This is a genomic window from Streptomyces sp. NPDC041814, from assembly GCF_055590565.1.
This window is the reverse complement of the sequence record NZ_JBVJAM010000004.1, coordinates 291,494-308,527: the sequence shown is the minus strand read 5'-3', so window position 1 is coordinate 308,527 and position 17,034 is coordinate 291,494. Positions and strand designations below refer to the sequence as shown.

The 17,034-nt window shown below is 72.3% G+C and carries 21 protein-coding genes; 12 read left to right on the top strand and 9 right to left on the bottom strand.

Annotated features, from left to right (window positions below):
• The first annotated feature begins 8 nt into the window (after positions 1 to 8).
• The 4 genes from ACZ6C6_RS13890 (at position 9) to ACZ6C6_RS13875 (ending at position 3,324) form a co-directional block, all read left to right on the top strand.
• The gene (locus ACZ6C6_RS13890; RefSeq protein ID WP_469202356.1) at positions 9 to 704 is read left to right on the top strand and encodes a response regulator transcription factor; all 696 of its coding nucleotides are present in this window, start codon (positions 9 to 11) and stop codon (positions 702 to 704) included.
• Complete coding sequence (locus tag ACZ6C6_RS13885; RefSeq protein WP_469202354.1) at positions 697 to 1,776, top strand: sensor histidine kinase; 1,080 nt, start codon at positions 697 to 699, stop codon at positions 1,774 to 1,776. Before ACZ6C6_RS13890 ends, ACZ6C6_RS13885 begins: the two co-directional genes overlap by 8 nt.
• A gap of 70 nt (positions 1,777 to 1,846) precedes the next feature.
• Complete coding sequence (locus ACZ6C6_RS13880; protein ID WP_469202352.1) at positions 1,847 to 2,533, top strand: VanZ family protein; 687 nt, start codon at positions 1,847 to 1,849, stop codon at positions 2,531 to 2,533.
• Complete coding sequence (locus ACZ6C6_RS13875; protein ID WP_469202350.1) at positions 2,530 to 3,324, top strand: DUF3152 domain-containing protein; 795 nt, start codon at positions 2,530 to 2,532, stop codon at positions 3,322 to 3,324. Before ACZ6C6_RS13880 ends, ACZ6C6_RS13875 begins: the two co-directional genes overlap by 4 nt.
• A gap of 12 nt (positions 3,325 to 3,336) precedes the next feature.
• On the opposite strand, the gene ACZ6C6_RS13870 is transcribed toward ACZ6C6_RS13875, so the two are convergent.
• Positions 3,337 to 3,945 carry a TetR/AcrR family transcriptional regulator gene (locus tag ACZ6C6_RS13870; RefSeq protein ID WP_469202348.1) on the bottom strand — a complete coding sequence of 203 codons (609 nt, stop codon included), beginning with the start codon at positions 3,943 to 3,945 and terminating at the stop codon, positions 3,337 to 3,339.
• A 153-nt stretch (positions 3,946 to 4,098) separates the two neighbouring features.
• On the opposite strand from ACZ6C6_RS13870, the gene ACZ6C6_RS13865 reads away from it, so the two are divergent.
• Together ACZ6C6_RS13865 and ACZ6C6_RS13860 are read left to right on the top strand one after the other, a co-directional pair.
• A complete protein-coding gene (locus ACZ6C6_RS13865; protein WP_469202347.1) occupies positions 4,099 to 4,914 on the top strand; it encodes an alpha/beta fold hydrolase in 816 nt (271 codons plus the stop codon).
• Between the two features lie 55 nt (positions 4,915 to 4,969).
• Complete coding sequence (locus ACZ6C6_RS13860; protein ID WP_469202346.1) at positions 4,970 to 5,179, top strand: DUF4287 domain-containing protein; 210 nt, start codon at positions 4,970 to 4,972, stop codon at positions 5,177 to 5,179.
• Between the two features lie 55 nt (positions 5,180 to 5,234).
• Here the strand turns inward: ACZ6C6_RS13860 and ACZ6C6_RS13855 are convergent, their stop codons facing one another.
• From ACZ6C6_RS13855 to ACZ6C6_RS13830, 6 genes are all read right to left on the bottom strand, one after another.
• Positions 5,235 to 6,506, bottom strand: coding sequence for an MFS transporter (locus ACZ6C6_RS13855; RefSeq protein WP_469202345.1), 1,272 nt, complete (start codon positions 6,504 to 6,506; stop codon positions 5,235 to 5,237).
• Complete coding sequence (locus ACZ6C6_RS13850; protein ID WP_469202343.1) at positions 6,503 to 7,042, bottom strand: ArsR/SmtB family transcription factor; 540 nt, start codon at positions 7,040 to 7,042, stop codon at positions 6,503 to 6,505. The genes ACZ6C6_RS13855 and ACZ6C6_RS13850 overlap by 4 nt, the downstream gene beginning before the upstream one ends.
• Positions 7,043 to 7,154: 112 nt before the next feature.
• Positions 7,155 to 7,376: a helix-turn-helix domain-containing protein gene (locus tag ACZ6C6_RS13845; RefSeq protein ID WP_469202341.1), complete on the bottom strand. Its 222-nt coding sequence runs from the start codon at positions 7,374 to 7,376 to the stop codon at positions 7,155 to 7,157.
• Complete coding sequence (locus ACZ6C6_RS13840; RefSeq protein WP_469202338.1) at positions 7,376 to 7,846, bottom strand: DUF2975 domain-containing protein; 471 nt, start codon at positions 7,844 to 7,846, stop codon at positions 7,376 to 7,378. Before ACZ6C6_RS13840 ends, ACZ6C6_RS13845 begins: the two co-directional genes overlap by 1 nt.
• An 83-nt stretch (positions 7,847 to 7,929) precedes the next feature.
• Complete coding sequence (locus ACZ6C6_RS13835; protein ID WP_469202337.1) at positions 7,930 to 8,763, bottom strand: NAD(P)H-binding protein; 834 nt, start codon at positions 8,761 to 8,763, stop codon at positions 7,930 to 7,932.
• Positions 8,764 to 8,859: 96 nt separating this feature from the next.
• Positions 8,860 to 9,252 carry an STAS domain-containing protein gene (locus ACZ6C6_RS13830; protein ID WP_469202335.1) on the bottom strand — a complete coding sequence of 131 codons (393 nt, stop codon included), beginning with the start codon at positions 9,250 to 9,252 and terminating at the stop codon, positions 8,860 to 8,862.
• A gap of 94 nt (positions 9,253 to 9,346) precedes the next feature.
• On the opposite strand from ACZ6C6_RS13830, the gene ACZ6C6_RS13825 reads away from it, so the two are divergent.
• The 4 genes from ACZ6C6_RS13825 (at position 9,347) to ACZ6C6_RS13810 (ending at position 12,964) form a co-directional block, all read left to right on the top strand.
• On the top strand, positions 9,347 to 9,679 hold the full coding sequence (locus ACZ6C6_RS13825) for a helix-turn-helix transcriptional regulator (protein WP_469202333.1): 333 nt from the start codon (positions 9,347 to 9,349) through the stop codon (positions 9,677 to 9,679).
• Positions 9,680 to 9,849: 170 nt separating this feature from the next.
• Entirely contained in the window at positions 9,850 to 11,526 is a 1,677-nt protein-coding gene (locus tag ACZ6C6_RS13820) for a SpoIIE family protein phosphatase (protein ID WP_469202331.1), read from the top strand.
• Positions 11,523 to 12,599 (top strand): cobalamin B12-binding domain-containing protein, encoded by a 1,077-nt coding sequence (locus ACZ6C6_RS13815; protein ID WP_469202329.1) that lies wholly within the window; start codon positions 11,523 to 11,525, stop codon positions 12,597 to 12,599. Before ACZ6C6_RS13820 ends, ACZ6C6_RS13815 begins: the two co-directional genes overlap by 4 nt.
• Complete coding sequence (locus ACZ6C6_RS13810) at positions 12,596 to 12,964, top strand: STAS domain-containing protein (RefSeq protein WP_469202327.1); 369 nt, start codon at positions 12,596 to 12,598, stop codon at positions 12,962 to 12,964. The genes ACZ6C6_RS13815 and ACZ6C6_RS13810 overlap by 4 nt, the downstream gene beginning before the upstream one ends.
• Before the next feature lie 21 nt (positions 12,965 to 12,985).
• Here the strand turns inward: ACZ6C6_RS13810 and ACZ6C6_RS13805 are convergent, their stop codons facing one another.
• Positions 12,986 to 13,390 (bottom strand): ATP-binding protein, encoded by a 405-nt coding sequence (locus ACZ6C6_RS13805; protein ID WP_469202325.1) that lies wholly within the window; start codon positions 13,388 to 13,390, stop codon positions 12,986 to 12,988.
• A gap of 67 nt (positions 13,391 to 13,457) precedes the next feature.
• Positions 13,458 to 13,811: an STAS domain-containing protein gene (locus ACZ6C6_RS13800; RefSeq protein WP_469202323.1), complete on the bottom strand. Its 354-nt coding sequence runs from the start codon at positions 13,809 to 13,811 to the stop codon at positions 13,458 to 13,460.
• A gap of 218 nt (positions 13,812 to 14,029) precedes the next feature.
• On the opposite strand from ACZ6C6_RS13800, the gene lanL reads away from it, so the two are divergent.
• Positions 14,030 to 16,690: a class IV lanthionine synthetase LanL gene (gene lanL / locus ACZ6C6_RS13795; RefSeq protein ID WP_469202321.1), complete on the top strand. Its 2,661-nt coding sequence runs from the start codon at positions 14,030 to 14,032 to the stop codon at positions 16,688 to 16,690.
• A 45-nt stretch (positions 16,691 to 16,735) separates the two neighbouring features.
• The gene (locus tag ACZ6C6_RS13790) at positions 16,736 to 16,894 is read left to right on the top strand and encodes a VenA family class IV lanthipeptide (RefSeq protein WP_018104907.1); all 159 of its coding nucleotides are present in this window, start codon (positions 16,736 to 16,738) and stop codon (positions 16,892 to 16,894) included.
• Positions 16,895 to 17,034: the final 140 nt, after the last annotated feature.

Sequence of the window (17,034 nt, the reverse complement as noted above, 5' to 3'; positions counted from 1 at the left end):
ATGGCCGCATGCGTGTGCTGATCGTCGAGGACGAGCCGTTTATGGCGGAAGCCATCCGCGATGGTCTGCGCCTGGAGGCCATCGCGGCCGACATCGCGGGCGACGGCGACACCGCGCTCGAACTGCTGGGCGTCAACAGCTACGACATCGCCGTCCTCGACCGGGACATTCCCGGGCCCTCCGGGGACGAGATCGCCAAGCGGATCGTCGCCTCCGGGAGCGGCATGCCGATCCTGATGCTCACCGCGGCCGACCGTCTCGACGACAAGGCGTCCGGCTTCGGACTCGGCGCCGACGACTACCTCACCAAGCCGTTCGCCATGCGCGAGCTGGTGCTCAGGCTCCGGGCGCTCGACCGCAGACGCGCGCACAGCCGGCCGCCCGTGCGGGAGGTGGCGGGCCTGCGCCTGGACCCCTTCCGCCGCGAGACCTACCGCGACGGCCGGTACGTCGCGCTGACCCGTAAACAGTTCGCGGTGCTCGAAGTCCTCGTCGCCGCCGAAGGCGGGGTCGTCAGCGCCGAGGAACTGCTGCAACGCGCGTGGGACGAGAACGCCGACCCCTTCACCAACGCCGTACGCATCACCGTCTCCGCGCTGCGCAAGCGACTCGGTGAGCCGTGGATCATCGCCACCGTGCCGGGCGTCGGCTACCGCATCGACACCGCGCCGGGACCGGGCGACGGGGCGACGGCCCATGGGTAGACAGCCCGGCCCGAGCATCCGCCTCAAGCTCACTCTCAGCTACACCGGGTTCGTCCTGCTGGCCGGCGTCCTGATGCTCGCCACCGGGTGGCTGTTCCTGACGCGCGTCCCGCACATCGGGCTGGTCTTCGTGCCCGACTACCAACTCGCCGTCGCCCGCGACTTCGCCCCGCTGGCCGCCGTGACACTGGCGTCCCTGCTGGTGTTCGGGCTCGGCGGCGGATGGATTCTCGCCGGCCGCATGCTCGCCCCGCTCAACAGCATCACGCAGGCCACCCGCACAGCCGCCGCGGGATCGTTGTCCCACCGCATCCGACTGCCCGGGCGCCAGGACGAGTTCCGCGAACTCGCCGACGCCTTCGACACGATGCTCGCCCAACTCGAAGCGCACGTCGGTGAACAGCAGAGATTCGCCGCCAACGCCTCCCACGAACTGCGCACCCCGCTCGCCGTGACGAAGGCCCTGCTCGACGTGGCCCGCGCCGACCCGGGCCGTGCGACCGACCCGCTCCTCGACCGCCTCCACACCGTCAACAGCCGGGCCATCGACCTCACCGAGGCGCTGCTCCTGCTCAGCCGGGCGGACCGGCAGACCTTCACACGCGAGGACGTCGACCTCTCCCTCCTGGCGGAGGAGGCGGCCGAAACGCTGCTGCCACTCGCCGAAAAACACGGTGTCACCCTGGAAACCGAAGGCGACATCGCCCCCACGACCGGATCGCCGGCCCTCCTGCTCCAGCTGACCGCCAACCTCGTGCACAACGCGATCGTCCACAACCGGCCCGAACACGGCAGCGTACGGGTCACCACCGAGGTCCGCCCGGCCACCGTGGTGCTCACTGTCGAGAACACCGGCGATCCCGTGCCCCCCGACCTCGTCCCGCGCCTCACCGAACCGTTCCAGCGCGGCACCGAACGCGTCCACACCGACCACCCCGGCGCCGGGCTCGGACTGGCCATCGTCCGGTCCATCACCCACGCCCACGACGGCACGCTCACCCTTACCGCGCGACCCGAGGGCGGACTCCGCGTCACGGTCGAACTGCCCGCCGCCTCCACGCCGGGCCCCTGACCGCACATATCGCCCGCGTATGGAAATACGCATACGCCCTCGCAACCGCCCTGCGTGTGGAGTAGGGGGCATGGATCAGAATTCCGCGCTGCCCACCTCGCCCCGTCGCGTCCGAAGAGTCGTCCGCCTGGCCGTGCTCACCGCCCTCGGCGTCGTAGCGGCGGCCTTCGCCCCGTTCGTACTGCGCATGTTCGTGGTGTCCGTGCCCATGGTCGTGCGCGGTGGCTGGTACGCCTGGTTCTGGACGTTCAACGGCGTGATGCTGGCCATGGTGGCCGCGCTGCCGCTGTCCGCGCTGATCGTGTGGTTCCTGACGCGCAGGCGCCGGGCGGCGGGCGTCGAGCCGGGCCGGGCGCGGCGCGCCTCGCTGGCCGAGGTCGGCATGGTGCACGGGACAGTGCCGTGGGTGTGGCTCATCCTGATGCCGGGCGCGCACGCGGGCGAGGTTCCCGGCCGCGTCAGCCTGGTCCCGCTGGTGGACCTGGTCACGATGGGGCCGCTCGGGCTGCTCGGCAATCTGCTGGTGTTCGCCGCGCTCGGCTTCTTCGCCCCGATGCGGTACGCCGCGCTGGCGTCGCTGCCACGCGTCCTGGCGCTCGGCGCCGGTCTGTCGGTCCTGCTGGAGACCCTGCAGTACGTGCTCCGGCTCGACAGGGTCTCGTCGGTGGACGACGTGCTGGTCAACGCGACCGGAGCCGTTGTGGCCTCCCTCGCGTCCACCCGGTGGTCGCTGCCGCGCGAGGGGGCCGCGAAGTGACCGGCCGCTCTCCCGCGACACGCAGCCACCGGGCCTCGGCCCGGCGGCGTCCCGGGGCAGCCGTCACGGTGGCGCTGCTGGCCCTCGCCGCAGCCGCGGTCCTCCTGCTCACCGGCCGCGGACTTCCCGGCACGTCCGGCCCGGCCGCGACGCCCGCCGCCGTCGCCGGGAAACCGGAACCCCGCGGCGAGGACCCCACCCCCGAGGCCACCGCCGACGGTGCCGCGTCCGTGCCGGAGTCCGGACCCGGCACCTTCACCGTCGCGAGGGCCGACGCGCACCGCACCGGGCCGGGCCGGCCGTACCGCGTGGAGGTCGAGGACGACATAGGTGTCGACCCGGATGACGCCGCCGGGCAGATCGCCGCGATCCTCGACGACGAACGGGGCTGGGCGCGGGGGGCCGGAGTCACCTTCCGGCAGGTCGCCGACGACAGCGCCACGCTGGTCATCCGCATCGCCACCCCGGACACGGCCGACGCCATCTGCGCCACCGGCGGCCTGGACACCGAGGGCGAACTCAACTGCCGGGTCGGGCGGACGGTGGCCGTCAACCTCAAGCGCTGGCAGCTGGGTTCCCCTGAGTTCGCCGGGCCGCCCGAGGAGTACCGGGCACTCATCATCAACCACGAGGTCGGTCACTGGCTGGGTTACGACCACCGGGAATGCCCCGGTCCCGGCCGGCCCGCCCCGGTGATGATGCAGCAGATCAAGGGCCTGCACGGCTGCGTCTCGAACGCCTGGCCGTACGCGGCGGACGGCAGCTTCCTCGACGGCCCCAAGGTGCCCTGAGCCTGAACGTGGTCACGCATAGGCGGCCAGGAAGGCTCTGATGCCGCCGTCCGCGAAACGGTTCAGGTCGGCGTCGGTGTACTGGGCGCTGCCGTGGAACATGGCCTGGTTCACCGGGATCCACAGCAGCATCCCGGAGAAGTGGTGGGCGGCCAGCAGTGGGTCCGGGGTCTTGAGGAGCCCCTGATCGGTGAGGCGGCGGAAGGTGTCCGCCAGGGTGGCGAGGACCCGCTCGAACCCCTGCTCGTACCAGGCCGCGCCGAGCTCGGGGAAGGCGTCGGCGTTGGCGATGATCAGGCGCCGCAGCTGGATCACCTGGGGCCGGGTCAGAGCAGTGAGGAACTGCCGGGCGAGCCGGGTCAGGTTCTCGCCGAGGGTCTGCGGGTCGTCGGGGATGTCCGCCACCAGGTTGACCAGGGCGTCGATGCGGTCCGTGGTGGCCAGCACGATTTCCGCGAACAGCTTCTCCTTGTCCGCGAAGTGCTTGTAGACGGTCTGCTTGGAGACCGCGGCCAGCTTCGCGATGTCGTCCATGCTCGTGCCCGCGTATCCCTTGTTCAGGAACACAGCGGTCGCGGCGTCCAGGATCGCCTGGTGCTTCCGCGCTGACCGGCTGTCCATCTTCGGCTCCCTCTCCACGTCCCCGTTGCCTGCCCCGAAGAGTACTGGACTGATCAGTACTCGTGTGAGTACTGTACCGTCCAGTTCCAGTTCGCGACTCGTCGCGGCCGGGGAACAAACCATGTCAACCATGCATCAGTGGGGGTATTTCGCATGAGCAGGACCGTGGACAAGGTCATCTCCGCCGACGGGACGGCCATCGCGTTCGAGAAGCAGGGAACGGGCCCGGCCGTGGTGCTCGTCGGCGGCGCCCTGATGACCCGGGGCGCCTCCGCCGAACTCGCCGCGCTGCTGGCCGGTGAGTTCACGGTGATCACGTACGACCGCCGTGGCCGGGGCGACAGCGGCGACGGCCCCGCGTACGAGGTGCGCCGTGAGATCGAGGACATCGACGCGCTCATCGAGGGCCCGGGCGGCGGCTCCGCGATGCTCTTCGGGATGTCCTCGGGCGCCGTGCTCGCCCTGGAGGCGACGGCCCGGGGGAGTGCCGTTCCGCGTCTCGCGCTGTACGAGCCGCCGTTCATCACGGACGACAGCCGGCCGCCGCTGCCCGCCGATTACGTGGCGCACCTGACGGAACTGGCCGGCCGCGAGGCCTACGGGGACGCCGTCGCGTACTTCATGACGGCGGCGGTCGGCGTGCCCGGCGAGGCGGTCGAGGGCATGCGGCAGGCGCCGTTCTGGGCGGACCTGGAAGCGGTCGCCCACACCCTTTCGTACGACGGCCGGATCATGGGCGACACCATGTCCGGCCGACCGCTGCCGGTCGAACGCTGGGCCCCGGTGACCGTGCCGGTGCTCGTCGGCAGCGGAGACATGGGCGATCCGCACATGCTGGCCGGCGCCCGCGAACTCGCGGCGACGGGCGACAACTTCACCCTCCGGGTCTTCCCCGGCGAGGAGCACGACATCGCCGCGCGGAGCCTGGCGCCGGTCCTCGCAGCCTTCTTCGGCGGCGAACAGGTGTAGTGCTCGGCAGCAGTCGGCACGATCACGTACACCCGCATCCCGAGGAGGCACTCGCATGACCGCGCAGGTAAAGGGACCCGCCAGCTACTTCCCCTCCATCGAGAAGAAGTACGGCCGCCCCGTCGAGGAGTGGAAGGACCTGATCCGCGCGTCCGGCCTGGCCAGGCACATGGAGCTCGTCGCCTGGCTCAAGACCGAACACGGCCTGGGCCACGGCCACGCCAACGCCCTGGTCGCCCATACGCTCGCGGAAGAGAGCAAGTGAACGCGGCCCGCCCGAGCCCTGGTGCGGGGATCGGGCGGGCCGGAGGGGGAGGAGTTCACACCGGGCCGGGTACACCGTCCCGGGGGGTCTCCCCAGCCGGGGCGGCCGCGCGCAGCGCCGCTTCGACGCGGCGGTTGTTCGTCATGGACGCGGTGACGGCCGTCATCGTCAGAAGCAGCGCGGCGGCGGTGTAGAGCGGGGTGCGGAGGTCGTACGCGGTCGCCAGCCAGCCGCCGAGGAACGCCCCCATAGGCGCGGCGCACATCGCGAGCATCCGTGAGGTCGACGCGACCCGGCCCATCAGGTGGCCCGGGACGATCGCCTGCCGGAGCGAGGGCGCGAGCACCATCGTGGCGCCCATGGCCGCCCCGCAGACGGCGAGCGCGAGCCCGGCGACGTACGGGTTCGAGGCGGTGGCCAGCCCCAGGATCGCCAGGCCCTCGATGGCGGCCGTGCAGGTCAGGGCGGTGCCGGTGCCGAGGAGCCGGCCAAGTCGCGAGGCGATGGCCGCGCCGAGCAGGCCGCCGGTCGCTTCCGCGGTGAGCAGCAGCCCGAAGCCGTACGCGCCGATGCCGAGGCGGTCGTGGGCGAAGAGGGCGAGGACCGTCTCCACGGCGAGGAAGGCGATGTTCCCGACCGCCGGGCGCAGCGCCAGCCCCAGCAGCAACCGGTTGCGGAAGACGTAGGACGCGCCGGCCCGGGCCTGCTTGAGCAGCGAATCGCGGGCCTCCGGCACGGGCCGGGGCATGACCGGCAGCGTACGTACGAGGAAGGCGGAGAGGGCGAAGGACACGGCGTCGGCGACCAGCGGAACCACCCGCCCCAGCGCCAGCAGCGCGCTGCCCGCGGGCGGCCCCGCGAACCCGGACATCGCTGTCTGGGCGCCGCGCAAGCGGGAGTTGGCGCGCTCCAGTTGCCCGGGGTCGCGGCTGAGCAGGTCCGGCAGGTAGGCCGTTGCGGCGGTGTCGAAGAAGAGCCCGCCGAGACCGAGCAGGAACGCGACGGCGGCGAGCAACGGAATGCTCAGCAGGTCGAGCCCGGCCGCCACCGCCGGTATCGCGAGCAGCACGGCACGCACCGTGTCCGCCACCCACATGGTGCGCCGTCGGTCCCAGCGGTCCACCAGCGCACCGCCGAGGACCCCGAAGAGCAGCCACGGCAGCGTGCCCGAGGCCGTGACGACGGCGAGGGCCATCGGGTCGCGCGTCAGCGTCAGCGCGATGAGCGGCAGCGCGGCGTGGGTGACACCGTCACCGAGCGAGGAGACCGTCTGGGCGGTCCACAGCCGTCCGAATCCGGCAGGCAACTTCGTTTGACCGGACGTCACTTGTTGCCCCCTTCCGTCTCCCGCACCGGCGCGGGCTGAAACAGTGCGAAGACGAGCGAGGTGTCCGGCAGCGACGGGTCGGAGAGCTCCCGGTACTCGTCCGCCAGTGCCTGCAACCGCGCCCCCAGCTCCGCGAACTGCTCGTCGGTGAGGCGGAGATGCGCCATCCGTACGTGCCGTTCGCCGCCCGCCGGCGATGCCTCCAGGTCCGCCACCGCGTGCCGCATCAGCACGTCCGGCCCTCCTTCGCCGGGGTCGGGCAGCTCGATCGACCGCGCGGCCATCGCGTAATACCGCTCCGTGACGCCCCGCACCTTGCGCGTCCGTACCACCTTCACCAGGCCGGCCCGCTCCAGGAGCCGCACGTGATAGCTGGAACTCCCCTTCGCGAGGCCGACCCGGTCGGCGATCTGCGTGATCGTCGCGGGCTCGAAGCGCAGCACGGCCATGATCCGGTGGCGCGTCAGATTGGAGACCGCGCGCAACTGTTCGTCGGTGGTGACATGAAACGTCTCGGGGACGTCATCGGTTGGCATGCCCACAATGGTCAACGTTTCTTGACCATTGCGCAAGAGGTTTCCCCGACAGGGTGTGAAAAAGGCCCCGGGCGGCGGAATTCCGCACGACCCGGGGCCTGTTGGATGAGGGCTACTCGCTCGCCGTCTCCTCGGGGCGCCAGCGCAGCAGGTCGCCCGGCTGGCAGTCGAGGACCTCGCAGAGAGCGGCGAGCGTCGTGAAGCGCACCGCCTTGGCACGACCGTTCTTGAGTACCGCCAGATTGGCGGGCGTGATGCCCACCCGGTCCGCCAGCTCGCCCACGGACATCTTCCGCCTGGCCAGCATCACGTCGATGTCGACGGTGATCGGCATCAGATCACCTCGTTCAACTCGGCCCGCATCCGCGCGGCCTGGGCGAGCAGCGCCCGCAGGACGAGCACGATGAGGGCGACCCCCAGAATGCCCACCCCCACCCCGGCCATGATGACGGTGACTCCGGGGTCGTCCCGCTGCCCCGGGGCGTTCACGGCCGTGACCACGAACCACACGAGGGCGGCCGAGGCGATGGCGCCGATCACGCCGTCCACGTAACGGAAGGCGGCGTGGGAGAACACCGTGCCGCGCCGGGCCATCGCCACGAGTCGCCAGACGCACACGGCGACGACCTGGACCGACACCATCCCCACGATCGTGAGCACCCGCAGCGGTGTCAGTGGCATCGACCCGTCCTCCGGGTCGTTCCCGCTGATCAGCGCCCATGCCATGCCCGCCTGTACGAACAGGGTGCCGGCGCACACCACTACGAGCATGGCGCGCAGAGCGCCCACGGTCAGTCGTCCCATGATTCACCTTCCATCGAGCAACGATGGAAATCTATCGAAAAACAATAGGCGCGACAAGGTGGGGCGTGCGCGGAGGGCCCGCCTCAGCGGAAGGCGTCGGCATGCTCCGTGGCCCACTGCCGGAACGGCCTGGCCGGTGTGCCGGTGACGTGCCGGACCGTGTCGCGCACGGCCAGCAGTTCCTCATTGGCGTCTCCTCCCATGACGTCGAGCACCGCGTCCGCGTCCTCCTCGCCGACGACGCCGGCCATCCACCGGCGGGCCTCCTGCCGCCCGATCTCCGTGAAGGGCACCGGGCGCCCGATCGCCGCCGCCACGGCCTCCACCTGCCACCGGGCGGGCATCGGCTCCGGGCCGGTCAAGGCGTAGGCCCGCCCCCGGTGGCCGGGCTCGGTCAGCGCGACCCGGGCCACCGACGCGATGTCCGCGGGATGGATCGTGGGCAGCCCCGCATCCGCGAACGGCGCGCGGACCGCTTCGCCCGCGCGGATCGACGCGGCCCACAGCAGTGCGTTCGACGCGAACTGGGTCGGCCGCAGGATGGTCCACGCCATGCCGCTGTCCTTGAGCAGTCGCTCGACCGCCAGATTCTCGGCGGCGGGGCCGAGGTGCGGATGGGTCAGCGCCGTGATGGACGACACCAGCACCACGTGCTCCACGCCTGCCCGTCGCGCCGCCGCGATGATGTCGGCGTCCGGCCCTACGCGCGACGGCAGGAACAGCGACCGCACCCCGTCCAGGGCGCGCTCCAGGGACTCGGGTACCGCGAGGTCGCCCTCGACGGCCTCGATCCCGGCGGGGAACGCGGCCCGCGAGACGTCGCGCGTCAACGCCCTCAGGGGGCCCGCCCCCTGTGCGTGCAGCTCTCGCAGCAGGGCGCTTCCGATGTTTCCGGTGGCTCCGGTCACGAGGATCATGGCGTGTGTGCTCCCGTCGTCAGGCGATGGACTCGGGAACACGCTAGAAACTCAAGCGCACTTCAGGTCAAGGGATCACTCGTGCCGCCCCGTGGGTCAGCAGGCGGCCGCTTCCTCGACCGTGGCCCGTACGTACAGGACCGCGTCGAGGCCCGTGATCCGCAGCAGGCGCTGGAGGTGGGGCCGGGGTCCGGCCACACGCAGGGCGACCGACTGATGGGTGAGGATCAGCAGGTTCAGGAGCGACGAGTCCGCGAAGGTGATCCCCGACGCGTCCAGGACCACCTTCGGCCACGTCCAGGCTGCCGTGGTCAGTGCCTCTGTCAGTTGCGTGATCGACTGCGCGTCGCACGAGCCGTGAGCCGCGACGACCCATACACCGTGCTGCGCGTACTGCGTCACCCCGGCCTGTGGCGGGCCCGCCGAGGGTGCACTGCTTGCCCCGGCCCTGCTCATGTGCGCTGCCGGGACGGCTTCGCCGTAGGACACCCCGAGCCTCCTGTGACTCTCACCATGTCAATGAATACACGAAAACTATGTCATGTAGTTGAGTTCGGGCAAGGGGTCGCGCTTAGATGGGGGCATGCCTGGAGTACCCGAATCCCACACCGGATGGACGTTCATCACCAACCACGCGCGTGTACTGGCGACCATCGCCGAGGACCCGACCGTCCGGATCCGTGACATCGCCGCGCACTGCCGGCTCACGGAGCGAGCCGTCCAGCGGATCATCGCCGACCTCGAACAGGACGGATACCTCTCCCATACGCGAGAGGGGCGCGCGAACACGTACCGCATCGAGCCGGACAGGGTGCTGCGCCACCCCGCGGAGGCCGGTCTGTCCGTGGCCTCGTTGCTCACCCTCCTCGTGCAGGACGAGGCGGACCGCAGCAGGGAGCCGGTGAAGACGCCGTGAACGTCACGTATCGGGGGCGTGCTCGGGCGGTAGAGGTGTGACGGTGCGTCACCGGCGCTGAGGGTCGGCCGATTGCCATCGGGGGTGGCCCTGCGTGATAGTTGCCGCAAGGCAATACTTGTCCGTCCAGTTGGAAGGTGGTGCGACTCGCCGCAGGCGGGTCCCCCCTCATGTCTCCTCCCCAGAGAACTCCCGCGGCGAAAACCGGCGAACGGCCGGCATCCGGCGCCTGGTCCACGGCCCCGTACCCGGTGATCGAGAGCGGTGCGAACGGGGTGCTGACCGGGCTGAACCCCGCGGCCTCCCGGCTCCTGCCGTACGCACGTCCGGGGGCCACCATGGCCGACGCGGTCCCGGCCTGGCTCGCACGGGCCGACCGGGAACTGCGCGATCCGACGGCGAGCACGTCCGCCGGCCCTCACGCGGTAACGGTCCCGCCCGCGTCGGGGTGGATCGGCAGACGCAGCTACCAGGCACACGCCGGCCACGGCGCCAATGGTGACGCGGTGTGGTGGCTGGTGGACGAAACCGACCGCCGGCTCGCCGAAGAGGCGCTGGCCACCGAACGCGAACGCACCGCGTTCCTCGCGGAGGCGTCCAACGTCCTGCTGGCCTCCCTGAACACCGACCGCTGCGTCGCCGCGACGGCCCGGCTCGCCTCCCAGTACCTCGCCGAGGCGGCCGTCGTCGTCTCTCCCGCCAGGGGGGACAAGCTGCCCCTGGCCCACGCGGTCGCCGGCCGCGAGACCGTGCGCGCCCTCGTCGAGGCCGACCCGTCCGAGGTTCCCGGCCTGGACGAAGCGCTCCAGGGCTTTCCGCCCGTGCCCTCGCGCTGGATCGACCCCGCGTCGCTTCCCGCGTGGGTGATCCCCGAGGGGTACACAGGCCCGATCACCTCGGTCGTCGTCGCACCGCTGCCCGGCCAGGGCGTCCCCGCGGGCGCCCTGGTGCTGCTGCGGAGCGGCGGCCAGTTCACCGAGGACGAGCAGACCGTCGCCCGGATGTTCGCCGCGCGCGCCGGGGCCGCCCTGTCGGCCGCCCACCTGTACGCCGAGCAGAGCGCCATCACCCGCACCCTGATGCAGGACCTGCTGCCGCCCCGGCTGCACCGCGTGCACGGCGTCGAGTTCGCCGGCGGTTACCGCCCCGCCGCCGCCCGCGAGCGGGTCGGGGGAGACTTCTACGACGTCCACCCGGCGGGCGCCGACGAGGACGGCTCCTCGCTGGTGGTCCTGGGTGACGTGTGCGGCAAGGGGCTGGACGCGGCCGTGCTCACCGGCAAGATCCGCAACACCCTCCAGGCGCTCATCCCCATGGCGGACGACCACCAGCAGGTGCTGCGGCTCCTCAACGACGCACTTCTCAACTCCCACCACACCCGCTTCGCCACCTTGGTCCTGGCCTCCGTCCGGCGGACGGACCATCTGGTGCGCCTGAGGCTCACGGCCGCCGGCCATCCCGTACCGCTGGTGGTGCGGGCGGACGGCCGGGTCGAGGAGATCCGGACCCGGGGCACCTTGGTGGGGGCGCTGCCCGACATCGAGTCCTGTTCCGCCGAAACCGTGCTGCGGCCCGGCGAGACCTGTCTGCTCTACACCGACGGATTCACCGAGGCCCGGGGCGGCCCGCTGGGCGACGAGATGTTCGGCGAGACCCGGCTGAAGCGGGCGCTGTCGGAATGCGCGGACATGCCCGGAGAGGCCGTGGTCGAGCGCATACAGATGCTCGCCGCCGAGTGGGTGCGGGGCGGCGGCCACGACGACATGGCCGTCGTCGCGATCACCGCACCCCGGACCACCCATCTCAGCGCGGTGGACGGGCACACCCGGGGCAGGTACACCGCATGACACCCTGCCTGCCCGAACTCCGCGACCGCCTCCTCACCGCAGCCGCCCTCGACCGCGACGAGTTCGCCGCGGCCGGACTCGTCACCGGCGCCCTCGATGACGGGGTGCCCGCCGAAACGGTGCTTCTGGACCTCATCGCTCCCGTACAGGCGCGGGTCGGCACCGAGTGGGCGGCCAACCGCCTCACCGTGGCCCAGGAGCACGCTGCCAGCGCCATAGTGGAGCGGGTGATCACCGCGCTCGCCCACCACCCGGCCGCCCGGGCCGCGCCCCGGCACCGGCACGGGAGGGTCACCGTCGCCTGCGTGGAGCAGGAATGGCACTCCCTGCCCGCCCGCCTGCTGGCCGAAGTCCTCACCCTGCGGGGCTGGCAGGTCGACTTCCTGGGAGCCCAGGTCCCCACCCCTCATCTCGTCGCCCACCTCCACGACACCGGCGCGGACGTCGTCGCCCTCTCGTCCTCCCTCCCCACGCGGCTGCCCTCCGCCCACGCGGCGATCACCGCCTGCCAGTCCGTAGGGGTGCCCGTCCTCGTCGGAGGGGCGGCCTTCGGGCCCGACGGCCGCTTCGCGGGCATGCTCGGCGCGAACGCCTGGGCCCCCGACGCCCGCACCGCCGCCGACCTGCTGGCCGCAGGGCTCGCCCCGCCGGCCCCGGCCGACGTACGGCAGCAGATCGACGACCTGCCGCACCTGGTCGACCAGGAGTACACCCTGGTCGCGCGCTCGCAGGGACAACTGGTCAAGCAGGTACTGACGCGACTGGACGAACTGTTCCCGGCCATGTCCACGTACACCGATGTGCAGCGCGAGCGCACCGCCGAGGACATCGCGCACATCGTGGAATTCCTGACCGTGGCCATCTACACCGACGACGACGACCTGTTCACCACCTTCATCACGTGGACCGCCGGCATCCTCACCGCCCGCCGCGTCCCCGCCCACTCCCTGCGGCCCGTCCTGGACATCCTGGCGGCCGAGCTCAAGGACTTCCCCCGGGCCGTCCGGCCGCTGGAGCGGGCGAGGACCGCACTGGCCGACGCCACCGCAGCACACTCCGGAGCACCCGAATGAACGTCCCGTCCCTCAGCCTCACCGTCGAAACGGGCGACGGAATTACCCGGCTGCGCCTCGCGGGTGTGCTCGACTACGACACCAGCGACGCATTCGGCGCGCGCGCCACGGCTTGTGTCGACGCCGACCCCGGACCGGCCGAACTCCGCCTGGACTGTGCCGGGCTCCGGCTCTGCGACTCCATGGGGCTCGCCGCCCTGCTGATGATCCACCGCCGCACCACCGCGCGCGGGATCACCCTCGTCCTGGACGACCCGCCGCCCTCCATGGAGCGGATGCTCCGTATCACCGGAACGGGGCACCTCTTCGCCCCGGGAGCCGAGGAGTCGAGAGGTCCGGACGAACTGACCGAGACGACCGACTGACAGTCCTCCGGACGCGCCCCGTCACGGCGGCGCGGGCAGCGCCATCACCACCGTGATCCGCTTGCCGTCCGGGTGGACGCCGACGGACACCCGGCTGGCGAGCAGCCGCACCAGCGGCCAGCCGTAGCCACCGATCCTGGGTGCCTCAGCCCGCACCCGTGGCTCCGTGGAGGGCAGTTCCGCCGGGCTCTCGCTGCTGGCGTCGCCCACGGTGATGCGCAGCCCGTCACCGGTGACCACGGCCTCGAACGCGGTCAGCCGACCGCCGTGCCGGAAGGCGTTCGTCACCAGTTCGGACGTCACCAGCAGCGTGTCGTCCACGACATGGGGCGGCCACGTGTCGAGCGCGGCCCCGAAGTGTGCAGCCAGCAGTTCGGTCACGATGGCCCGCGCCGCCGCCGCGTTTCCCGGAACGGCCGACAGCACACCCTCCGCTTCTCCGCTTGCTTCTACCGCCACCGGCATACGCCCCCGACCCGGCGGACCGACGCCCTCAGCACGTGAGCGCGGTTTCGACGTCGTCGGCGAACCGGAACGCGCCGGCGGTGCCCGTGACCTCGAAGAGCCTGCGCACACCGGAGTGCAGCGGACCGGCCAGGACGAGCGGCACGCCCGCCTTCACATGTTCCCGCTGACCGCCCAGCAGGGAGTGGAGCGCCGAGGAGTCGGCGAACGTCACGCCGGAGAGGTCGACCACCGTACGCACGCGACCGTCCGCCACCGCGCCGGTCAGCGCCGCCGACAGCTCGTCGCTGCCCGACCACCCGTCCAGGCTGCCCCGTACCCGGATCAGCACTACGTCGTCGGCCGTCTTCTCGGAGCCGACCGACCGCTCGTCTTCCGCCATGAGCCGTATCTTCCTATGCCACGCCCCCGGACCGGCGCCCGGGGTCGGTGGACGGTTCTCCGGCGCGCGCCTCCACGTGCGCCGGGCGCCGCCGGACCCGGTCAGCAGCGACCCCCCACGCTCGCTGGAGCAGGTGATTCCGGCTCGGGCGCGTTCCGCGCTCACGTGACATGGGCAATTTCCGACCAGCGGTCCTCACCGTTGGAGGGACACCCCACATGACGAGCCACGCGACCGAAGCCGCACTCGAAAGCCTTCTGAACCGAGCACTTCAGGCCACCCGCACCCGCGACTGCTGGACGACCCGGACCGACGAGGCATGGTGCCGCGTCGCCCCTCGCTCGGCGACCCGGCGCGACCAGGGCTGGAAGCTCCACCTCTCGGCAACGGCCGCCTCGGCACCGACCGTCCTCGTCAGGGCCCTGGACGTCCTGCTGCCGGACACCTCGGCGTTCAAGTTCGCCCGGTCCCTCGACCAGGTGAGCACCCTCAACTCCCGCGCCACGCCCCGGGGCAGCTCCGGAAAGTTCATCACCGTCTACCCGCGTTCGGACGCCGACGCGGTCCGCCTCGCCCGCGAACTGCACACGGCGACGGCCGGACTCGCCGGCCCGCGCATCCTCTCCGACCAGCCCTACGCCCCGTACAGCGTGGTGCACTACCGCTACGGCGCCTTCACCGGGCGGCAACGGCTCTCGGACCAGGGCCTGTTGATCTGGTACATCGAGGACCCCGACGGCAACCCCGTGGAGGACGAGCGCAGCGGCCACTACGCGCCGCCCCCGTGGGCCGTCTGCCCGTTCCCCGCCACGGTGCCCCTGCCACCCCCAGCGGCGGAGGCGGCGAGCGGGCCCGTCCTGCTCGGCGGCCGCTTCGCGGTACGGGAGGCGATCCGGCACACCAACAAGGGCGGCGTCTACCGGGGCACCGACGTCTCCACCGGGGCGCCCGTCGTCATCAAGGAGACCCGGCCCCACGTGGAGGCCGACGCCTCCGGGCGTGACGTCCGCGACTGGCTGCGGGCCGAGGCCCGGATGCTGGACAGGCTGAAGGGCACCGGGCTCGCCCCGGACGCCCTCGCCCTCTTCGAGCACGGACAGCACCTGTTCCTGGCCCAGAGCGAGGTCCCCGGCGTCAGCCTGCGCACCTGGGTGGCCGAGCGCTTCCGCGACCTCGGGGCCGAGGAGTACCGGCGCGAGGCCCGGGTCCTGGTCGCCCGGCTCGTGGAACTCGTCACGGCGGCCCACGCCCACGGCTGCGTCCTGCGCGACTTCACACCCGGCAACGTCATGGTCCGCCCCGACGGCGGACTGCGCCTCATCGACCTGGAACTCGCCGCCGACGACACGGGCTCCTGCCTGCCGACCCGGGTGGGCACCCCCGGCTTCAGCGCCCCCGAGCGCCTGAGGGACGCGCCGGTGTCCGTGACGGCCGACTACTACAGCCTCGGCGCCACCGCATGCTTCGTCCTGACCGGCAAGGTGCCGAACCTGCTGCCCGAGGAACCCGCCGCCAGGACCGGCGAGGAACGGCTCGCCGCCTGGCTCCGCGCCTGCGGACCCGCCGGACCCCCGGGCCCCCTGGCCGAGATGATCACCGGGCTGATGAAGGACGAGCCCGCCGCCCGCTGGGACACCCGCCGGGCGCGCGAAGCCCTCCGCGCCCGGGAGACCGCCCGCCCCACGCGCGGCGCACCGGCACCCGCGGCACGGGACGCGGAACTGGACCAAGCCGTCGCCGGACTCGTCAACCATCTGCTCGACACCATGACCCCGGAGGACGACCGGCGGCTGTGGCCCGTGTCCACAGCGGCCGGCGAGACCAACCCGTGCACCGTGCAACAGGGGGCCGCCGGACCCCTGGCCGTCCTGACGCGGTACTTCGAACTGACCGGGGACCCGCGACTGCCCGAAGTCCTCGCGGCGGCAGGCCACTGGATCGCGGACCGCACCCACCTCGCGACCGCCCGCCCCGGCCTGCACTTCGGGGACCTCGGCACCGCCTGGGCGCTGTACGACACCGGCCGGGCCCTCGCCGACCAGGCGCTCACCGACCACGCGCTCGCCCTCGCGCTGACCCCGCAGGAGCCCACCCTCAACCACGACATCACCCACGGCACCGCAGGCAGCGGCATGGCCGCCCTCCACCTCTGGCAGCGCACCGGTGACCCGCGCTTCGCCGCGCTGGCCGAGGACGCGGCCGACCGGCTGGCGTCCGCCGCGCGGCGCGGCCCGTCGGCGGTGAGCTGGCCGGTCCCCGCCGAGGCGGTATCCGGTGAGGCCGGCAAGCAGTACCTGGGCTTCGCTCACGGGTCCGCGGGCATCGGCTGCTTCCTCCTGTGCGGCGCTGCGGCCTCCGGGCGCCAGGACCACCTGCGGCTCGCGGTGGAGGTCGGCGAACACCTCCTGCGCAGCGCCGTACGGATCGGAGACGCGGTCCAGTGGCCGGCCCAGGCCGGCGACGAACCCACCGCCCCGTACTGGTGCCACGGCTCGGCCGGCATCGGCACCTTCCTCGTACGGCTCTGGCGGGCCGCCGGCGACGACCGGTTCGGTGACCTCGCCCGCCGCAGCGCCCCGGCCGTCACCGAACGCGCCTCCCGGGCCCCGCTGTCCCAGTGCCACGGGCTCGCGGGCAACGGCGACTTCCTGCTCGACCTGAGCGCCGCCACGGGGGAGTCCTCCCACCATGCCATGGCCGACGCGATGGGACGCCTCGCCGTCACCGAAGGCGCCCACCGCCACCGGCACCTCGTCTTCCCCAACGAGTACGGAGACGTCTCGACCAGCTGGAGCGACGGATCGGCCGGAATCCTGGCCTTCCTCCTCCGTCTCCGCCACCCGAGCTCCCGGCACTGGCTCGCCCAGCTGCCGGGCTGAGCGGCAGAGAACCTGCCGCCGAACCACAAGAAGAAGGAGAGAACCATGGAAAACCAGACCCAGGACCTCGAACTCCTCGCCCACCTCCACGCCCTCCCCGAGACCGACCCCGTCGGCGCCGAAGCGGGCTTCTCCGCCACGTGTGAGTGCGTCGGCCTGCTGACGGTCCTCAACACGGTCTGCATCGGCATCAGCTGCGCCTAGGACCGGCCCACCGTCCGGCCGGCGGCGGGCCCCGGGCCCCCCCCCCCCGGCCCCCCCCCCCCCCCCCCGGGGGGGCCCCCCCCCCCCCCCCACCCCCCCCCCCCCCGGCGCACCCCCCCCCCCCCCCCCCCCCCCCACCA

What these genes read in the sequence shown, in the direction of transcription:
- ACZ6C6_RS13800 (WP_469202323.1), bottom strand. Translation starts at nt 13,811, where the DNA reads ATGGCGGAAGACGAGCGGTCGGTCGGCTCCGAGAAGACGGCCGACGAC.
- ACZ6C6_RS13815 (WP_469202329.1), top strand. Translation starts at nt 11,523, where the DNA reads ATGACACCCTGCCTGCCCGAACTCCGCGACCGCCTCCTCACCGCAGCC.
- ACZ6C6_RS13790 (WP_018104907.1), top strand. Translation starts at nt 16,736, where the DNA reads ATGGAAAACCAGACCCAGGACCTCGAACTCCTCGCCCACCTCCACGCC.
- lanL (WP_469202321.1), top strand. Translation starts at nt 14,030, where the DNA reads ATGACGAGCCACGCGACCGAAGCCGCACTCGAAAGCCTTCTGAACCGA.
- ACZ6C6_RS13860 (WP_469202346.1), top strand. Translation starts at nt 4,970, where the DNA reads ATGACCGCGCAGGTAAAGGGACCCGCCAGCTACTTCCCCTCCATCGAG.
- ACZ6C6_RS13845 (WP_469202341.1), bottom strand. Translation starts at nt 7,376, where the DNA reads ATGCCGATCACCGTCGACATCGACGTGATGCTGGCCAGGCGGAAGATG.
- ACZ6C6_RS13810 (WP_469202327.1), top strand. Translation starts at nt 12,596, where the DNA reads ATGAACGTCCCGTCCCTCAGCCTCACCGTCGAAACGGGCGACGGAATT.
- ACZ6C6_RS13865 (WP_469202347.1), top strand. Translation starts at nt 4,099, where the DNA reads ATGAGCAGGACCGTGGACAAGGTCATCTCCGCCGACGGGACGGCCATC.
- ACZ6C6_RS13825 (WP_469202333.1), top strand. Translation starts at nt 9,347, where the DNA reads ATGCCTGGAGTACCCGAATCCCACACCGGATGGACGTTCATCACCAAC.
- ACZ6C6_RS13835 (WP_469202337.1), bottom strand. Translation starts at nt 8,763, where the DNA reads ATGATCCTCGTGACCGGAGCCACCGGAAACATCGGAAGCGCCCTGCTG.
- ACZ6C6_RS13880 (WP_469202352.1), top strand. Translation starts at nt 1,847, where the DNA reads ATGGATCAGAATTCCGCGCTGCCCACCTCGCCCCGTCGCGTCCGAAGA.
- ACZ6C6_RS13820 (WP_469202331.1), top strand. Translation starts at nt 9,850, where the DNA reads ATGTCTCCTCCCCAGAGAACTCCCGCGGCGAAAACCGGCGAACGGCCG.
- ACZ6C6_RS13885 (WP_469202354.1), top strand. Translation starts at nt 697, where the DNA reads ATGGGTAGACAGCCCGGCCCGAGCATCCGCCTCAAGCTCACTCTCAGC.
- ACZ6C6_RS13870 (WP_469202348.1), bottom strand. Translation starts at nt 3,945, where the DNA reads ATGGACAGCCGGTCAGCGCGGAAGCACCAGGCGATCCTGGACGCCGCG.
- ACZ6C6_RS13850 (WP_469202343.1), bottom strand. Translation starts at nt 7,042, where the DNA reads ATGCCAACCGATGACGTCCCCGAGACGTTTCATGTCACCACCGACGAA.
- ACZ6C6_RS13890 (WP_469202356.1), top strand. Translation starts at nt 9, where the DNA reads ATGCGTGTGCTGATCGTCGAGGACGAGCCGTTTATGGCGGAAGCCATC.
- ACZ6C6_RS13840 (WP_469202338.1), bottom strand. Translation starts at nt 7,846, where the DNA reads ATGGGACGACTGACCGTGGGCGCTCTGCGCGCCATGCTCGTAGTGGTG.